Source organism: Gloeomargarita sp. SKYB120 (genome assembly GCA_025062155.1).
Classification (GTDB): domain Bacteria; phylum Cyanobacteriota; class Cyanobacteriia; order Gloeomargaritales; family Gloeomargaritaceae; genus Gloeomargarita.
The window spans coordinates 41,416-58,837 of record JANXAM010000011.1; the positions used below are offsets into that span (position 1 = coordinate 41,416).

The 17,422-nt window shown below is 58.4% G+C and carries 14 protein-coding genes; 8 read left to right on the forward strand and 6 right to left on the reverse strand.

The annotated features are described in order from the left end of the window. The first annotated feature begins 530 nt into the window (after positions 1-530). Both rlmB and NZ705_05825 read left to right on the forward strand, forming a co-directional pair. Entirely contained in the window at positions 531-1,292 is a 762-nt protein-coding gene (gene rlmB / locus NZ705_05820; GenBank protein ID MCS7292480.1) for a 23S rRNA (guanosine(2251)-2'-O)-methyltransferase RlmB, read from the forward strand. 145 nt (positions 1,293-1,437) lie between these two features. After that, complete coding sequence (locus NZ705_05825; GenBank protein ID MCS7292481.1) at positions 1,438-1,755, forward strand: DUF1816 domain-containing protein; 318 nt, start codon at positions 1,438-1,440, stop codon at positions 1,753-1,755. Here NZ705_05825 and NZ705_05830 read toward each other — a convergent pair. Continuing rightward, positions 1,713-2,894 (reverse strand): glycosyltransferase, encoded by a 1,182-nt coding sequence (locus tag NZ705_05830; protein MCS7292482.1) that lies wholly within the window; start codon positions 2,892-2,894, stop codon positions 1,713-1,715. The genes NZ705_05825 and NZ705_05830 overlap by 43 nt on opposite strands. 39 nt (positions 2,895-2,933) lie before the next feature. Here NZ705_05830 and ubiG point away from each other — a divergent pair, with 39 nt between their 5' ends. The 5 genes from ubiG to NZ705_05855 all read left to right on the forward strand — a co-directional run bounded on the left by ubiG (position 2,934) and on the right by NZ705_05855 (position 9,625). Then, positions 2,934-3,701 carry a bifunctional 2-polyprenyl-6-hydroxyphenol methylase/3-demethylubiquinol 3-O-methyltransferase UbiG gene (ubiG, locus tag NZ705_05835; protein MCS7292483.1) on the forward strand — a complete coding sequence of 256 codons (768 nt, stop codon included), beginning with the start codon at positions 2,934-2,936 and terminating at the stop codon, positions 3,699-3,701. 79 nt (positions 3,702-3,780) lie between these two features. Then, on the forward strand, positions 3,781-6,219 hold the full coding sequence (locus tag NZ705_05840) for a phosphoketolase family protein (GenBank protein ID MCS7292484.1): 2,439 nt from the start codon (positions 3,781-3,783) through the stop codon (positions 6,217-6,219). Positions 6,220-6,301: 82 nt separating this feature from the next. Then, positions 6,302-7,312: a 2-hydroxyacid dehydrogenase gene (locus NZ705_05845; GenBank protein MCS7292485.1), complete on the forward strand. Its 1,011-nt coding sequence runs from the start codon at positions 6,302-6,304 to the stop codon at positions 7,310-7,312. 19 nt (positions 7,313-7,331) lie between these two features. After that, positions 7,332-8,966, forward strand: a complete 1,635-nt coding sequence (locus tag NZ705_05850) for an alpha-D-glucose phosphate-specific phosphoglucomutase (protein MCS7292486.1) — start codon at positions 7,332-7,334, stop codon at positions 8,964-8,966. A gap of 122 nt (positions 8,967-9,088) precedes the next feature. After that, positions 9,089-9,625, forward strand: coding sequence for a rhomboid family intramembrane serine protease (locus NZ705_05855; GenBank protein MCS7292487.1), 537 nt, complete (start codon positions 9,089-9,091; stop codon positions 9,623-9,625). Here the strand turns inward: NZ705_05855 and NZ705_05860 are convergent. The 5 genes from NZ705_05860 to NZ705_05880 form a co-directional block, all read right to left on the reverse strand. Next, entirely contained in the window at positions 9,620-10,453 is an 834-nt protein-coding gene (locus tag NZ705_05860) for an SH3 domain-containing protein (GenBank protein MCS7292488.1), read from the reverse strand. The two genes, NZ705_05855 and NZ705_05860, sit on opposite strands and share 6 nt — an antisense overlap. Then, positions 10,434-11,975 (reverse strand): AAA family ATPase, encoded by a 1,542-nt coding sequence (locus tag NZ705_05865; protein MCS7292489.1) that lies wholly within the window; start codon positions 11,973-11,975, stop codon positions 10,434-10,436. The genes NZ705_05860 and NZ705_05865 overlap by 20 nt, the downstream gene beginning before the upstream one ends. A 2-nt stretch (positions 11,976-11,977) precedes the next feature. Then, complete coding sequence (locus NZ705_05870; protein ID MCS7292490.1) at positions 11,978-12,487, reverse strand: DUF177 domain-containing protein; 510 nt, start codon at positions 12,485-12,487, stop codon at positions 11,978-11,980. Between the two features lie 39 nt (positions 12,488-12,526). Then, positions 12,527-14,656, reverse strand: a complete 2,130-nt coding sequence (locus NZ705_05875) for a DUF839 domain-containing protein (protein ID MCS7292491.1) — start codon at positions 14,654-14,656, stop codon at positions 12,527-12,529. Positions 14,657-14,778: 122 nt separating this feature from the next. Continuing rightward, positions 14,779-16,278 carry a GTP-binding protein gene (locus NZ705_05880; GenBank protein MCS7292492.1) on the reverse strand — a complete coding sequence of 500 codons (1,500 nt, stop codon included), beginning with the start codon at positions 16,276-16,278 and terminating at the stop codon, positions 14,779-14,781. A gap of 125 nt (positions 16,279-16,403) precedes the next feature. Between NZ705_05880 and NZ705_05885 the strand changes: the two genes are divergently transcribed. After that, the gene (locus NZ705_05885) at positions 16,404-17,408 is read left to right on the forward strand and encodes a tetratricopeptide repeat protein (protein MCS7292493.1); all 1,005 of its coding nucleotides are present in this window, start codon (positions 16,404-16,406) and stop codon (positions 17,406-17,408) included. Positions 17,409-17,422: the final 14 nt, after the last annotated feature.

The window sequence follows — 17,422 nt, forward strand, 5'->3', positions numbered from 1 at the left end:
GAACCATTGATATGGATAGGTAACTGCAATTTACAGCTGGTTTTAACTTGGTTATGTGAGTGGTTACTACCAGCCATTGAACATGGTAAAAAGATGATGTTGGATAATGCTAGTTTCCATCGGTCTAAGGTCATCAAGCATGTGGTGGAGTCGGCTGTGTGTGAACTGATACATTTGCCCAGATATTCACCAGATGTGCATCCGATTGATTGAGCAAAAGGTGTATAAGCTACAGGTGAATGCAATCGAAAATCTGCAACCTTATGGTCAATGAAACTATCCGTAGATTATGTCATGTTTTGTGATTTTATCTATAGGATAACGGTAACCCAAATGCAACCGCGCTTTGAGCATTAGGTTTTACTGGCTTGACTCCCTGCGGGTTCGATATGGTTCGATATACTGATGAGAATGTACTGACGGTGGATGACTCTCGAATGCCGGCTTCTGCTCCTGTTCCGAAACCCAAACGACGTGTCATAACCCGCCCCCGACCGGCGGCGAAACCGTCCCCTTCTAACCCGCCCGAATTGACGGACTACATTTACGGGCGGCACACGGTCTTGGCGGCATTGGAGCAAAACCAGCCCTTGAACCGGGTGTGGATCCTGCCGCAACTGCGCTATCACCACCGGTTTCAGCCCTTGCTTACCCAGGCCCAGGCGCGCGGCACCGTTATTGACCAGGTGGACGCTCAGCGGTTGGACCAGCTGACCCACGGCGCGAACCACCAGGGCGTTGTGGCGCAGGTCAGCCCCTATCAGTACTGGGATTTGGGGCAATTTCTGGAGCATATTCGTTCTCAGCCCCAGCCCTTGGTGGTTCTGGCGGAGGGCATTATGGACCCCCAAAACCTGGGAGCGATTATCCGCACGACGGAGGCCATGGGCGGTCACGGCGTCATCATTCCCCAGCGGCGGTGTGTGGGAGTCACCAGCACGGTGGCGAAGGTAGCTGCCGGTGCGCTTAGCCATCTGCCGGTGGTGCGCGTGGTCAACCTGACGCGGGCGTTGGAGGAGCTGAAAACGGCTGGGTTCTGGAGCTATGCCCTGGTGCCGGAAGCGCCGACGCCTCTATACGACGTGCAATTTGCCAACGCCGTGGCCTTGGCGGTGGGTTCCGAAGGCCCTGGGTTGACCTTGAACCTGCGCCGCCACTGCGATGTGTCTCTGTGCATTCCTCTGAGCGGCAAAACTCCTAGCCTGAACGCAGCTATCGCCTGCGGCATGGCCCTCTACGAAGTCCGTCGCCAACACCAACCCGCTCGGCTGCTCACACCTGTCGCCAAGTGACCCACAGCAGGCAGCATCGAAACAACCGGCCAATTCGCTACAAAAGTTTAAGAAGAGTTACAAAAATTTAGTATCGCTTTAGGTAGAATCTAGGTAAAACGCTTTGGGGTTGGGCAACTTGCGTGTGGATGTTGCGGGTGGGATCATGAGATTTAAAGATTCGTTTCGGGAACTGTATATTTCGGTGCTGGAGCGGGTCGGTTTGGCCTGGTGGGTAGAGATGCGGACAGCGCAGCCCCCTTGCCTGTACTACTTTGGGCCGTTTGCCACCCGCGCGGAGGCGGAGGCGGCGCAGCCAGGGTATTTGGAGGACTTGCTGGGGGAACAGGCTGAAGGGATTACCTGGACGATTCGCCAGTGTCGTCCATCGGTGCTGACGATTGAAAATCCACCAGGGGACGCACCTGCCAGCGTCAACGGTCAGTCAGCGGCGGCTCCCAAGCCAGAGCTGCCTTTGGGATAAACTCGGCCTTTCCAGGCGCTGCCTTTTCCCTGCCAATGACGGCGAGCGGAGTCCAGGGTCATCAAGGTGTAGAGCGCCGCCGCTAGGGGCAAGGTGAACCCCCAGTGCCAGGGTAAGTTGTACCAGCGCAGGGTGGGGGCATACAGCGCTGCCATCAGTCCCCAGGTCGCCAGGGCAAGGGCCGCCCACAGCCACTGTCCGGTCAGACCGCCCCACAAGCTTCCCACTGGCGGCCCCAGGTACACCAGGCTCATGCCCAGGACGGTGCCCAACAGCCGCCAGGGAGAGTACTGCAACTGGGTAAACGCGGTGCGGGTCACCATTTGCCAGATGCTGGCCAGGGAACCGTAGCGGCGCACGCTCACCGTTTGGTCTGTCAAGCCTAGCCACAAGGAAAACCCCAACCCCTTGACTCGTTGCGCCAAGGTGCAGTCGTCAATCAGGGCGTTTCGCAAGGAAGCAAATCCCCCCAGCCTCCGGAGAATCTCGCTACGCAGCAAGATACAACCTCCAGCGGCAGCAGCGGTTGGACGCTTGGAGTCGTTGACCCAGGGAAACGGGTAGAGCTTTTGGAAAAAGAACACAAACGCGGGGAGCAGCAGACGGTCCCACCAGGACACACAGCGCAGCTTCACCATCCAGGACACCAGGCCCAGGTCTTCCGTTTCCGCCTTGCTCACTAAACGCCGGAGGCCATCGGGCGCATGACAAATATCAGCGTCCGTCAGCAACACATACTGATATCGTTCGCCTTGGGATTGGATTGCTTGCCAGCCCTGCTCCAGCGCCCAAAGTTTCCCCGTCCAACCCGTCGGCAGGGGCACCCCAGCCAGCAAGTACACCGGATGTCGGCTCGTCTGGGCGATGGATTGAATGATGCTGGCCGTCTCATCGTCACTCTGGTCATCAATGACCCAGATGGCCAAGGCGCCGGGGTAATCCTGACACCCGAGGCTAGGCAGGGTCTGGGGCAAGGTCTCTGCTTCGTTGCGCGCCGGGACCAACACGGCAACGCTCGGCCAGGCACGGAGCGTTCTCACAGCAGCCGGCAGCACCTGGTCCGCTCGCCAGAAACCGCCTCGGAACCAGGCCATCCCGAGCCAGGCCAGTCCCGCCAGTCCCACCAAAAGCGCCAGCATCTTGCTATCGTCAAAGCGTCTCCCTTCATTATCCCGGCTATGCGCCGCAACAATCTCGCCTACTACGACCAGCACGCCGACCAGTGGTGGCAACCTGGCAGTTCCCTAAACCTGCTGGCCCATCTCAACCCCGGTCGCTTCCAGTTTTTTGACCAGTTTGTCTCCGACTGGCGGGGCGTGCGCGTGCTGGACGTGGGCTGCGGCGGCGGCCTGACCTGCGAATTTTTGGCCCGGCGAGGCGCCCTTGTCTCCGGCGTTGACCCGTCAGCGGCTTCGATTGCGGTGGCGCGGGAGCATGCCCAACGTCACGGGTTATCCATTGACTACCGCCTGGGGGTGGGGGAAGCCCTGCCCTATCCCGACGGCACCTTTCAAGTCGTGGTGTGTGTGGATGTGCTGGAACACGTCCAGCGGGTGGACCAAGTGGTGCGAGAGTGCAGCCGCGTCCTGCAACCGGGCGGCCTGTTCCTTTTCGATACGATTAACCGCACCTGGGAATCCCAGGTTTTGATGATCTGGTTGTTAGAAGATGTCCTACGCCAAATTCCCCCGGGAATTCACGACTGGGAGAAATTTATTACCCCTGCAGAACTGACGCAATTTTTACAACAAGCCGGTTTTGAAAATATCTGCTACCGCGGGTTTGACCTGACCAACGGCGGTGACTGGCTGACCCTACTCAGGCTCCTGTTTATGGGCCTGCGACGGGTTGCTCAGCAGGGTTTATTGAAAGTACGATTTAATGACAATACCCGTGTGATGTACATCGGTAAAGCGGTCAAAGGCGCGGGTGTTCCCAAACCTTAAACCCATCTAAATTAATGCCGGTTTCCTGAGTCCCTAAAGCTAGAGTGATAGCAACGGCAATGCGCTGAGGAATTGAGTTATGGTTGCGACGCCGACAAAGTCTGAAGTGAGCGATTTGAGCGCGTTTGGTCCTGCCCGTTCCACCATTACCGGCGCACCCCTGTCGCCGGTGGAGTTGCAGCAGTTACACGCCTTCTGGCGGGCGGCCAACTACCTAGCCGTCGGGATGATTTATCTCCAGGACAACCCCCTGTTGCGGCAGCCCCTGAAGCCGGAGCACATCAAAAATCGTCTGTTGGGCCACTGGGGGTCTAGCCCGGGGATTGCCTTTGTCTATACGCACCTCAACCGGGTGATCAAAAAGTTTGACCAGGATATGCTCTACATTGTGGGGCCAGGGCATGGTGCGCCTGGATTCCTAGCGCCCTGTTACCTGGAGGGCAGCTACAGCGAGTTTTACCCCAATTGCAGCTTGGATGAAAGGGGGCTGCGGCGGTTTTTCAAGCAGTTTTCGTTCCCTGGCGGCATCGGCAGCCACTGTACTCCGGAAACGCCTGGTTCCATCCACGAGGGGGGCGAGCTGGGCTATGCCCTGTCCCATGCGTTTGGCGCCGCCTTTGATAACCCTAATCTGATTGTGGCGGCTCTCGTAGGAGATGGGGAAGCGGAAACCGGTCCCCTGGCGACTGCCTGGCACTCCAACAAGTTCCTCAACCCGATTCGCGACGGGGCGGTGCTCCCCATCCTGCACCTGAACGGTTACAAGATCAATAACCCCACGGTGCTGGCCCGCATCAGCCATGAAGAACTAGAAGCTCTGTTCCGGGGCTATGGCTACACGCCCTACTTTGTGGAGGGGTCGGAACCCGAGAGCATGCACCAGGCGATGGCAGCAACCCTGGACCACTGCATCACCGAAATCCACCGGATTCAAGCGGAAGCGCGCTCGACGGGTCGAACCGTACGTCCTCGCTGGCCAATGATTGTGTTGCGCACACCCAAGGGCTGGACCTGCCCAGCCTATGTGGACGGCAAAAAAATTGAAGGGTTCTGGCGCTCCCACCAGGTGCCCTTGGCAGACGTGAAGCAGAATCCCGAACACCTGCGCATCTTGGAGGCATGGTTGCGCAGCTACAAGCCAGAGGAACTGTTTGACGAGCAGGGCGCGCCTCGACCGGAGGTGATGGCTGCTGCTCCCACTGGCACCAAACGCCTAGGTTCGACGCCCTACGCCAACGGAGGACTCCTGCGGCGGGATTTGCGGATGCCGGATTTCCGCGACCCGAAATATGCCATCCAGGTCCCCAAACCAGCCACGATGGAGGCCATGAACACCAAACCCCTGGGGGCCTTCCTGCGGGATGTGATGGTCCTCAACCCCCACAATTTCCGCGTGTTTGGCCCGGATGAAACCACCTCCAACAGGCTGGATGCAGTGTACGAGGCCAGTAAAAAATTCTGGATTGCCGAGTATTTCCCCGAGGATGCCGACGGCGGGGAATTGGCACCCGATGGCCGGGTCATGGAATATCTCAGCGAACACACCCTTGAGGGCTGGCTCGAGGGGTACTTGCTCACGGGACGGCACGGCTTTTTCTCCACCTACGAAGCCTTTGTGCATGTCATTGACTCCATGTTCAACCAGCACGCCAAGTGGTTGGAAATGAGCAGTCACATCCCCTGGCGCCAGGCGATTTCCTCGCTCAATATCCTGATTACTTCGACGGTGTGGCGGCAAGACCACAACGGGTTTACGCACCAGGACCCAGGCTTTCTCGACTTGGTGGTGAACAAAAGTTCCAAAGTGACCCGGATTTACCTGCCGCCGGATGTGAACTCGCTGCTGTCGTGCGCAGACCACTGCCTGCGTAGCAAAAACTACGTCAATGTCATTGTCTGCGACAAGCAATTGCACCTGCAGTACATGAACATGGACGAGGCGATTCGCCACTGCACCAAGGGGCTGGGCATTTGGGATTGGGCCAGCAACGACCAGGGCAGCGAACCGGATGTGGTGATGGTCGGCTGCGGCGATATTCCCACCCAGGAGGCCCTGGCGGCCACCGCGCTCCTGCGCCAGGAGTTCCCCGACTTGAAGATTCGGTTTATCAACGTGGTGGACCTGTTCCGGCTGCAGCCCGAGAGTGAACATCCCCATGGCCTAAGCGACCGGGATTTCGACAGCTTGTTCACCCTCGATAAACCCATCATCTTCAATTTCCACGGCTATCCCTGGTTGATTCACCGCTTGGCCTACCGGCGGCATAACCATCGCAATTTGCACGTGCGGGGCTACAAGGAAAAGGGGAGCATCAATACCCCCTTGGAGCTGGCGATTGCCAACAACATTGACCGGTTTTCTTTGGCGATGGATGTGATTGACCGGGTGCCGAAGTTGCAGGTCGCTGGGGCGCATGCCAAGGAGAAATTCCTGAACATGCAAATTGATTGCCGCAACTACGCCTACGAGCACGGGACAGATATGCCAGAATTTGCCAACTGGCGCTGGCCGTTCTAGTCGCTCCACAAAGGGGGAGAAGTGCGTTTTGTTGCTGGCTTTTCCCCCTTTTTTGTCCTGATTAGGGGCAGGAGGAACGGGGATGAAAGTGGCCGTATTTAGCACCAAATCCTACGACAGGCAATTTCTAGACGCCGCTAACCGGGAAGCGGGTCATCAACTCGTTTACTACGACGTGAAATTAGACGCGAGTACAGCAACCTTGGCGGGGGACGCCCAGGGCGTGTGTGTGTTTGTCCACGATGTGCTCGACCGGGAGACCCTCAGCATTTTGCATCGCCAGGGGGTGAAACTGATTGCCCTGCGGTGTACGGGGTTCAATAACGTGGACTTGCAGGCGGCGGCGGAATTGGGATTAACCGTTGTGCGGGTCACGGCCTATTCCCCCTACTCGGTCGCTGAACATGCCATCGGTTTGATTCTCACCCTGAGCCGGAAATATCACCGGGCCTATAACCGGGTGCGGGAGGGTAATTTTTCGTTAGAGGGATTACTCGGGTTTGACTTGCACGCGCGCACGGTCGGGGTCATCGGCACTGGGAAAATCGGCATGGTATTTGCGGAAATTCTCCAGGGGTTTGGTTGTCGCCTGCTTGGTTACGATGTTTATCCCAACGACCGTTTTCCGCAGCTCAAAAACGCCCGCTACGTCATGCTCGACGAACTGTATGCCCAATCGGACATTATTTCGCTGCATTGTCCCCTGTTGCCAGAAACCTATCACCTGATTGACCAGAGGGCGCTGGACAAGATGAAGCCCGGTGTGATACTGATTAACGTCAGTCGGGGGGCGTTGATTGACACGCGGGCGATGATTGACGGGCTGAAGTCGGGGAAAATTGGGGCGCTCGGTCTGGATGTGTACGAAGAGGAAGAAAATTTGTTCTTCCAGGACCTATCCACTCAAATTATCCAAGACGACTTGTTTCAACGGCTGTTGACCTTCCCCAATGTGATTGTGACTGGTCATCAAGCCTTTTTTACCCGCGAAGCATTAACGGAGATTGCCACTACGACCATTGCCAACTTGAGCGATTTTGAGGCCGGTCGTCTCTGTCCCCACGAGATTCGCTACACTCCTAAAACTGCGTAGCCAACTGTGAGGTCGAGCCATGAATATCCGCACCGTTTTAACCCAACCGTTTGCGGGTCAGAAACCGGGCACATCGGGACTCCGTAAACCCACTGCCACTTTTCAGCAGCGCCATTATTTAGAAAATTTCATCCAGTCTATTTTCAACACGCTTCCCGACCGGCAAGGTGCCACGCTGGTGCTAGGGGGTGACGGTCGCTTTTATAACCGCACGGCCATTCAAACCATTTTGAAAATGTGTGCAGCCAACGGCATCGGTCGGGTGCTAGTGGGCCGGGGCGGGATTCTTTCGACACCAGCGGCGTCTTGTCTGATTCGCAAGTATCACGCCTTGGGGGGTATTATTCTCTCGGCCAGTCACAATCCAGGCGGACCCAACGGCGATTTTGGGGTGAAATTTAATACCAGCAATGGGGGGCCGGCACCAGAAAAAGTAACCAACCAAATTTATGAATACACCCAAAAAATTGAGGCCTATTGCATCTTGGAAGCAAATGATATTGACCTGGACCGATTAGGGCCAACTCGTTTGGGCAATATGCAGGTGGAAGTGATTGATCCGGTGGATGATTACGCCCAATTGATGCAGCAATTATTTGACTTTGACCGCCTGCGGGAGTTGCTCACCAATGGCCAATTCCGCATGTGTTTTGACGCCATGAATGCGGTGACGGGCCCCTACGCCCATCGCATTTTGGAAGAAATGTTAGGGGCGCCAGCGGGAACCGTGATCCGGGGCACGCCGTTGGAGGATTTTGGCGGCGGTCATCCCGACCCTAACTTGGTCTATGCGCGGGAGTTGGTGGACTTGATGTTTAAGGAAGATGGCCCCGACTTTGGCGCGGCGTCGGACGGAGATGGGGACCGGAATATGATTTTGGGGCGGCAATGTTTCGTCAGTCCCAGCGATAGTTTGGCCTTGTTAACGGCCTATGCGCGATTGGTGCCGGGGTATCAAGCAGGCTTGGCTGGGGTTGCCCGCTCGATGCCAACGAGTCAAGCGGTGGACCGGGTGGCAAAAAAATTGGGCATTGCCTGTTACGAAACGCCGACGGGCTGGAAGTTTTTTGGCAATTTGCTCGATGCAGGCAAAGTCACCCTGTGCGGCGAGGAAAGCTTCGGCACTGGGTCCAATCACGTGCGGGAAAAAGATGGGCTGTGGGCGGTGCTGTTCTGGTTGAATATCCTGGCGGTGACCGGAAAATCGGTGGCGGATTTGGTGACCCAGCACTGGCGGCAATATGGGCGGAATTACTACTCGCGCCATGATTACGAGGGAGTGGACAGCGACCGGGCTAATGCCATGATGGAGCGCCTGCGGGAGCGGTTACCTGCGCTGGTGGGCACCACCCGGGGGCGTTACACGGTGCAGTACGCTGATGACTTTGCTTACCAGGACCCGATTGATGGGAGTCTCACCACGCACCAGGGGATTCGGATTGGGTTTAGCGATGGGTCGCGCTTGATCTTCCGGCTGTCGGGCACGGGTACGCAGGGGGCTACTGTGCGGGTGTATATGGAGCGCTATGAGCCAGACGTGACTCGCCTGAACCTGGACCCCCAAGTCGCATTGGCCGACTTGATTCAAATTGCTGACCAAATCGCCGAGTTGCGCGCGAGCACAGGGATGGAACGTCCGACTGTGATCACCTAAGCGGCTACAATCGGTTTGAACGTTTCTCCCCTGCATCCATGGGCGAGCCGGGTAGCCGAAACCGACGCAGGCTTGCAGAGCCGACTTTTCCGGGGACTATCGCGGCTTCTGTTCTCCAGGAGTTGCGGCGCACCTTTGCGTTGCCATTCTACTTTTTGCTGCCGGCCTGGGGGCAACAAATGGTAGACCAGGTTGTGTTTGGGGGTCGCTGGAATCTGGTGATTCTTCCCCGGCGGCTTGCAGGGATACCGGGCATTTTTTTCTCGGTGTTTTCCCACGCTGACTTTGCCCATTTGCTCGCCAACTCGATTCCTTTTTTGCTCTTCAGTTGGCTGATTCTGGTGCAGAGCTATCGCCGTTATGGATGGGTGTTGCTGGTGGGGTGGATTGGCGGCGGCGTCTGGTGCTGGTTGCTGGGGCCGCATCCGGTGCATGGAATGAGCGGCGTGGTTTACACGCTATTTGGCTATTTGCTGTGGATCGGTTGGCAAGAGAGGCGCTTGGTTTCCCTGGCGATTTCGGTGTTGGTGCTGGTGAATTACGGCGGACTGGTGTGGGGCGTTTTACCCCAAGAACCCTACGTGGCCTGGTGGGGGCACCTGATTGGGTTTCTGCTGGGGCTGGGAACGGCCTATGTTATCGGGCGCAGCGCTTCATAACGGTCGCGTGTAATCGCTTTTGACCCACCCTTGCTGTTGCGTGCGCACCACCATCACCTTTAGCCACTGACCATCGGCGCTGGTGTCTAAAACGAGCAGTGTTTCGTTATCCGGTAGGGTCGTGAGGGGGGTACCGTTCGGCGCTTCCCGCAAAAGCAGACCGGTCGCAGCGTTGACCGCCACTTGTCGGCCTTCCCGTTCGGTGGGGGGAGTAGCGCGCGTGTATTCAGCCTTGACCCAACCGATGGTGCCTGTCGCTGGCACTTGCACCTGCGCCCAGCTTTTGTCGGCGTTGTATGTGAGTAGGATTAACTCCTGGGCATAGGCCAAACCGGTGACGACCGGGGCGGATGTACTAGGTTCGCGCCGGAGCATCAAACCATCCTTTGCCGTGACCCACAAGTTCGGTATGGCCGCCGGTGTGTGCGTTGCCAGGGGTTGTAAATAGCCAGCCCGCACCCACCCGATGACCTGCTGGGCCGGGAGCCGTACCCGTTCCCATTGCCGGTCGGGACTGACGTCTAACCGCTCCACCGTCTGCTGATAGGCGACGGTTCCCACAACGCGACTGTTGGCATCCGGTTGCGCCCGCACTAGTAACCCTTGCGGTTCTGTGACCTGCATCCGCTGGCCAGCGGGAATGACATCGGTCTGGGGCGGATTGGGCTGGAGCGTTGGCGTCTCTGGTTGGGGCATCATCGTCTGGCGCCAGTGCTGTAAACCCAGGCGCACCAGGATAAAACTGGCGGTCATGGGCAACGTGGTGGCTAACACAAAACTGGCGACCCATGTCCATGGCGAAGTGGACTCACGCAGGCGACTCGCCATAATAATCCTGGTCCTCCATTTGCTCGATCCGACGGCTGAGACTGGTGTGGCGAGAAGCGGAACGAATTTTGCCAGTGCTGGCCCACTGTTGCAACAGTTGCACCTGTTCTTGGGCCGTGCGCGCTAACGGAACGATCTGGCTAGCTGCTTCTAATATATCGTCGGTGGTGAACTCCCGGCCCTGGCTAAATCCGATGTGCATGGCTTCAATGATGGCCTGTTCCAGTTCCGCTCCCGAAAAATCCGGCGTTTCCCAGGCCAAGCGCGCAATGTCGTAGGTTTGCCAGGTGTGGGGCCGCAAGCGGGATAAATGCACCTGCAAAATGCTCTGGCGTTCTTCCCAGGTGGGCAACCCCACAAAGAAGATTTCGTCAAACCGGCCCTTGCGCAGCAGCTCTGGCGGCAACAACTGAATTTGGTTGGCTGTAGCGACCACAAACACGGGCGATTCTTTTTCCGCCAGCCAAGTGAGAATCGTACCGAAGACCCGGTTGGTGGTGCCCCCGTCGGAGCGGCTATCGGTGGCGCTAAACGCCTTGTCAATCTCATCAATCCACAGCACGCAGGGAGCCAGGGCTTCGGTGATTTGGATCATCTGGCGGGTGCGGCTTTCCGATTCCCCCACCAACCCGGCAAACAACCGCCCCACATCCAACCGTAACAGGGGTAAATGCCAGTGGTGGGCAATCGCCTTGGCTGTCAGGGATTTGCCCGTCCCCTGCAATCCCGCCAGCAACAACCCCCGTGGGTAGGGCAACCCGTATTCCCGCGCCGCCGGACTGAAGGCCTTTTGCCGCCGCTGCAACCAGAGCTTCAAATTATCCAAGCCCCCCACATCGTTCAAGGTCACCGTCGGGGTGCAAAATTCCAGAATTTGGGTCTGTTGAATAATCTGGCGTTTTTCCAGCAGCACCTCCTCCACATCAGCTTCGGTGAGTTTCCCCCGTTGCGCCAGCGCCCGGCCAATCACCCGTTGCATCCGCTCCAAGGACAACCCCTGACAAGAGCGCACCAAGTCCTCGAGTAGCTCCGGCGACGGCGGCTGCGGCAACCCCTGCACCATCTGGGTCAATTCCCGGCGCAACTCCTCAGCAGTGGGCAACCCAAACGGCAACACTGTGACAATTTCTTGTAACTCCAGCGGCAGACGCACCTCTGGCGCAACGAAAATCACACTTTTGGGCTGGGCCTTGAGCACCCGGTTGAGATTGCGACACTTGCGGGCCACCGATACGTCCTCCAGAAACCGGCTGTAATCCCGCAACACCAACAGCGCCGGCGCATGGGGGGGCAATTTTTCCAAAAACTCCAGCGCCTGCAGGGGATTCCGCCGCGCAAATCCCTGGTCGTTGGGATTGCCCTGGATGCCCTCCACAAAATCCCAAACATAAACGCCCCATTGCCCCAAGCGCCGCGCCACCTGGCCAATCACGCTCTCCAGGCGCTCCTCTTCCACCGTGGGCACGTAGATGAACGGGTACCGCGCCCGAATGAGTAGGCCAAGCTCCTGGGCAAAGTCCATAGCTATTCCGGCCAGTCCAGCGCTGCTAGCGCCGCCCAGCGGGGGTCCGTCGTCTCGCCTTCCTGCTCCACTTCACCCCCGGGCCAGTCGACCTTGCAATCAGGGCGACACAGGGGGTCGGTCGGGAGCGCTAGGGAAATGTGTTCATACAACCACTGGCCCACATCAAACCACCCCTCCGGCGGCAAGTACTCCATCAAATCCGTTAGGGGTACCTCCTGCTCCAGCGGCCAGGCATTCGGGTCGCTCTTGACCGCATCCAACCAGATGATTTCCGACACCTGCAACGGCAGCCGGTGGTTGTACTGGCACAAGCAGCGCCGGCAGGTCAAGGTGACAATCATGCTCACCTGTGCCTCCACCCGCAAGTGCGTCCCCTGGTGCCAAATGTCCACCACCCCCTGCGCCGGTGTCAGCAGGGGCAAACCAGCGAACTTTTGCCGCACCGTCAGGGATAACTTTTTCTCCGGCAAGCGCAACAGGCTGGGAATGGCAATCGGCTCCAGTACCACCTTGGGTCAACCCAAACCCTTCACACCCATCGTAGCGGGTTAGACCAAGGGTTGACCGTCCAGCCGCCGGATGGCCACCACTGCCGGTTTCGGGGGTGCGTTGGGCGTCTTGCTCGGCCAGTTGGACCCCTGGGGCACCACTCGCTCCTGGATGAACCGGTCGCCCTCCGTATCCTGCATCCGCACTTGCAGCACCCGTTTTGCCCCGTCTTTGCGAATTCCGAACCGCTCGCCAGGGTGCTGTACCGCCAAAAAGAGCGTTCTGCCGTCGTCGCTCAGGCACGGTCCCGTCAATTCGCACTCCATTGGCCCAATGCCAAATAGGAACGCCTGGCCCGCCTGCGGCCCGTGGGTCGGGATAAACCACATGGAGTTATTGCCGTAGCGACCGCTTCCTGGAATGTGGGCCGGACTGTTCAAGCGAGACGTACCAATGTCCGTCACCATCCACAGATGCCCCGCCGGGTCCACCATTAGGTTGTCGGGATTGCAAAAGCCCGCGCCCCCCAAAGCCGGTTCGCCTCCTGTCGCCACCATTTCCCAGGTAAACGTCAAAGCGGCGGGTTCGCCGTCTTTCTCTCGCAAGGCCATGATCCAGCCCGGCTCGTAGGAGCGCATATTGGCTGGCCCTATAAACACCCGCTCATCCGGCCCGCCATCAACTGCATTGGGACTCCCCGACGTGAAGGCAATATACAGCGTGCCATCGGCGGCAATCACTGTGTCTTCTGGCCGGGCCGTGCAAGTAGCTCCCGCCGCGCTGGCAGCATAGTGGGCATCAATCAAAATCGCGCCCTGTTTTTCCTGAGGCGTGCCGGTGTAAAGATCGCCCAAGGTCTTGAACCGCTGTTTGTACTGCTCCACTTCGGCGGTGGTCGTAACCGGCGCAAATCCCCCCTCCGGTCGCTTGGGCAAATTAATAAACCCGCCGGCGTGGACTTCTGGGGGGTCCGGATTCACCGGTGTGTCTGGGGTCAAAGGAATCCACCGGCCCGTGCCATCAGGATGAAACTTGGCCGCATAGAGCATCCCATCCGTCAACAGGCGGGAGTTGCTCTTGTCTTTAGGATTGCGCACGACCTCCCGGCTGACGAACTTGTACAGGTGTCCCCCGCGCCGGTCGCAACCGGAGTAAAACGCCAGGGGTTTGCCAGGAACCACCCGAATCCCCACCGCTTCGTGGCGAAATCGGCCCAGCCAGGTGTGTTTGGTGCCGTAGTCATTGGGGTTGGCCGGGTCGACTTCCACCACCCAACCGTACTTGTTGCCCGCCAGCCCCAGCGCGCTGCCATGCCCCGCCAAGTCCCCGTCCGCTGCAATCGTAAAAGGACGGGTTCCCGGTGCAAAGGACGTGCCATCGGGATAAACGGGTTCGGCTACCAAATCCTGAAAATTCTCCTCGCAACTCAGCACCGTGCCCCAAGGGGTCGTCCCGCCCGCACAGTTGCCAAACGTCCCGATAATCTTATCGCCCAAACCGTCGAGATAGCCCTGGCCCTGGGTTTTGGCAAAAATCAGAGTCGCTGGTCCCGTCGCCTTGAGATAGCGTCCATCTTTCCAGCCGGAAATCCCCGTAATACGACGGTCGGCGGGGCTAGGGGCTTTCACCCACCGCTGACCCTCACGCCGAATCGTCATCACCCCTATCCCCAAATCCTGCATGGCCGCCACCGCAATCTGTTCAATGGCCTGACGCAGAGGGCTGTCCCCAGGTAAGCGAGAGACATCAATCGGCCCTGATGCCATTGCCTTTTCCACTTCTGCGATGGGCAACGTCTGGCCGATTACCGGCTGGTAGGTTTCCATCCAGGTGCGGGCGCTGATGTACTCAAAATTCACCGTCAAGTAGGCTCGGTCATTGCCCGCCGAGACAAACGATACATAGTCATTGTTGTACCCAAACCGGCCATCGCCCAACGGGTCGCCCCAGGCCGCCAGCACCTCGTAGGTGTAGCCCTCCGGCAGCACCAAGTCGTCGAGCACTTCCACCTTGGCGTAGACCGTTTTCTGCTGCGCCGGCGTCAAGCCATCGGTAGGAATGGGCATCACACCTCGAACTGGCCGAAACTTCAGGGGTGATGTTGCCGCTTCCGTGCCTCGATACCCCAACGCTGCCACGCCAATCCCGCTCGCTAAAAACAGCAGAGCTTCCCGTCGGCGAATCCCCATACTACTCGTGGATACACAAAGTCGCCGCTATTGTAACGACTGGCGTCATGGTTGGGGTTATCCCCAGGTTAAGAGTGGATGATGTTCTGGCTAACGCTCGTGACACCCCGAACCACCAACGACTAGGGCCGTCGCCCGGATTGCCCCGCCTGTAACCGTTGCCAGGCCATTTGCACCCAGCGGGGCAGCGTTTCCTTTTCTTGCTCCCACTGTTGTCGCACCACCGCCGCCATGCCTCCCTCGCCCCAGCTCTGGTTCTGGCGAAAGTAGGTAATGAAACTTAGACCCGCTACCCGCGTGAGATAGGCGGCACTCACACTCTGTACGGCGGATGTAAACACATAACCCGCGACCGTGGTTTTCAACGTCCGGCTCACCAAGCTGGCAATCCCCCGCGCCACACCTAGAGCCGTCAACGTTTTGGCTAAAGACAGCGCCAGTTCGCGCCCCTGCTCTAGACTCAAGCGGCAGCCATACACCTGGCCCAACTCCACCACCATTTGCGCCTGTACCGCCGCTTGCGCCAGCAAATCCACCCCCGGCAAGGGCGTCAACCACACCACCCCGGCGCCAATCCACTGAAATCGCTCCACAATGGCTTCTGCTTGGCGTCGCCGTTGTCGCTCTAAAATTGCCTGGGCTTCGGCGCCCAACTGCCGGCACTGCAAAAGCAGGTTTTCAGCGATCAACTGCTCGCCTTCGGTTTGCAAAATTGCCGCGACCCGTTGCAAGAGGGGTTCAATATTCACGGGCGGTTGATAGGGTTCCCCCGTTTCCAAGGTCACTGGCGGAGGCGCTGCGGCAATGGGCACGACATCCTCGGGCGCCAACCAGCCCTGGAGCCGCTGGCGTAGCTGGGCGAGCAGTACCTCTTGGTCAGCAGGGAGATACAGATCGGTTTTGTTCAGCGCCAGCACCACGCGTTTTCCCAGTTGTCGCAACTGCACCAGCACGGTTATTTCTGACTGGCGCAGGTCGTTATCCGCCACCCAAATCACCAAATCCCCTTTTTGTGCCCAGGCGATGGCTTCTTGTTCCCGGCTGGCCCCGGCCACCGACCCCTCCTGCAATCCCGGCGTGTCAACTAGCTCCAGCCGGCGCGGCACGCCTTTGATACGAAAGCCATAGACCTGCACGGTTTGTGTCGTTCCCAGCGTCGGGGCGACTTCCCCAGCGATGCGTCCTAACAACGTATTGACTAACGACGTTTTACCCGTCGAAGCGGTGCCGAGCATCACCAGGCGCAGGGGCTGGCGGTTTTGTTGGGCCAGCAGTTCCTGGTACTGGGCTTCCAGATATTGACGGGTGACCTGGTCCTCAATTTGGGCCAATTGCTGAGCGATCTGCTCCAGGTGTTGTTGGACATCCCCAGGGGGTGACGGCGGGCGTTGAGGGCCTGGACGGGCCGGCCGACCCGCCAACCAGACCATCCGGCCAACAGTCAACACCAATCCCAACATCACCAGCAGCAGCAGCCCTAGCAACCCATTGGCGACGGTGGTCCCCGCAACGGTCAGAATTTGGGTGTAAAGGTTGACCAGATTTTGACTCAGACCCAACAGCAGCATCAGGGTCAACAGGAAAACGGCTCCATACCCAAACCAGCGCCAGCGTCGGAGCATACCAGAGCATGAATGATCGCCTTTTTATTATGAGCTTTGGTGGGGAAATGTCTCGATGCGCAATTGGCAAAAGGCCACTGAAAAGTTAGGATGAAAGATACGTTTGGCCGCCTGGTATCCAAAGCATGCGCTGTCTGAGCAAGTGGTGGGGCTTGGGTTTTGCGATTGGCATAGCCCTAGGGGTAACGGTTGCTCACGGTCAAACGCATCCATCGCCGCCACGGTCACCCCGTCCCTTGCCCTTGGTTCTCATGGCTGCTGGCGTAGGCATCACGCTAGGGGTGGGTCTGGGGTGGTGGTTGTCCCAACGGCGTCCGACCGTTCATGTCTCGTCTTCGCCACCGGTAACCCCTGTACCAGCGGTCCCGCCGCCGCCACCGGCCAAACCCCAGGCGCCACCGAGTCCAGCGACACCTTTGCTCAACCGAGGCCGCCAGAAGATGGAAAAGGGGGATTACGAAGCGGCCATCCAGGACTTTAACGAGGCGCTGGCGTTGGAACCCCACAACCCCGAAGCCTACTACGAACGGGGCGTGGCCTACCGGCGTTTACAGCATTACGCTCAGGCGCTGGCTGATTTGGAAAAGGCCATCACCTACAATCCACGTATGGCGGAGGCCTATTACAATCGGGGGCTGATCCGGTTCAAGGTCAAGGACTACCAGCGGGCGGTTGATGACTACACCAAGGCGATAGAACTCAACCCCGACGCCGCCGAGTTTTACCACAACCGCAGTCTTGCCCGACGGAAACTGGGGGATTACGAGGGAGCCGCCGCCGACTACAAAAAGGCGCTGGATATGAACCCGAATTACCGCTACATCCATAAGGAAGTCACGACCCACAAGCGCCAGATGGGAGCCGATGACTTTTACGAACGCGGCCTGGTGAAGATGGAAAAGGGGGACTACCGCGGGGCGCTCGAGGAACTCAATCAGGCCCTACGCATGGATACGGAGTTAGCCCCCTGCTATTTCGACCGCGCCAAGGTGCGTCTCGCCCTCGGGGATGAAGTGGGTGCGGTGGAGGACCTGCGCAAGGCCGCCGATTTGTTCTTGGAAATGGGGGATATCGAGCGCTGCGAACAGGTGACGGCGGTGTTGCAGCAACAGCGGTTTCGCAACGTTTGAACCTGGTGGCAATG

Bases quoted from the DNA above. Each gene is read 5' to 3' on its own strand.
- NZ705_05825 (MCS7292481.1), top strand. From the start codon at position 1,438: ATGAGATTTAAAGATTCGTTTCGGGAACTGTATATTTCGGTGCTGGAG.
- NZ705_05830 (MCS7292482.1), bottom strand. From the start codon at position 2,894: ATGCTGGCGCTTTTGGTGGGACTGGCGGGACTGGCCTGGCTCGGGATG.
- ubiG (MCS7292483.1), top strand. From the start codon at position 2,934: ATGCGCCGCAACAATCTCGCCTACTACGACCAGCACGCCGACCAGTGG.
- NZ705_05840 (MCS7292484.1), top strand. From the start codon at position 3,781: ATGGTTGCGACGCCGACAAAGTCTGAAGTGAGCGATTTGAGCGCGTTT.
- NZ705_05845 (MCS7292485.1), top strand. From the start codon at position 6,302: ATGAAAGTGGCCGTATTTAGCACCAAATCCTACGACAGGCAATTTCTA.
- NZ705_05850 (MCS7292486.1), top strand. From the start codon at position 7,332: ATGAATATCCGCACCGTTTTAACCCAACCGTTTGCGGGTCAGAAACCG.
- NZ705_05860 (MCS7292488.1), bottom strand. From the start codon at position 10,453: ATGGCGAGTCGCCTGCGTGAGTCCACTTCGCCATGGACATGGGTCGCC.
- NZ705_05865 (MCS7292489.1), bottom strand. From the start codon at position 11,975: ATGGACTTTGCCCAGGAGCTTGGCCTACTCATTCGGGCGCGGTACCCG.
- NZ705_05875 (MCS7292491.1), bottom strand. From the start codon at position 14,656: ATGGGGATTCGCCGACGGGAAGCTCTGCTGTTTTTAGCGAGCGGGATT.
- NZ705_05880 (MCS7292492.1), bottom strand. From the start codon at position 16,278: ATGCTCCGACGCTGGCGCTGGTTTGGGTATGGAGCCGTTTTCCTGTTG.
- NZ705_05885 (MCS7292493.1), top strand. From the start codon at position 16,404: ATGCGCTGTCTGAGCAAGTGGTGGGGCTTGGGTTTTGCGATTGGCATA.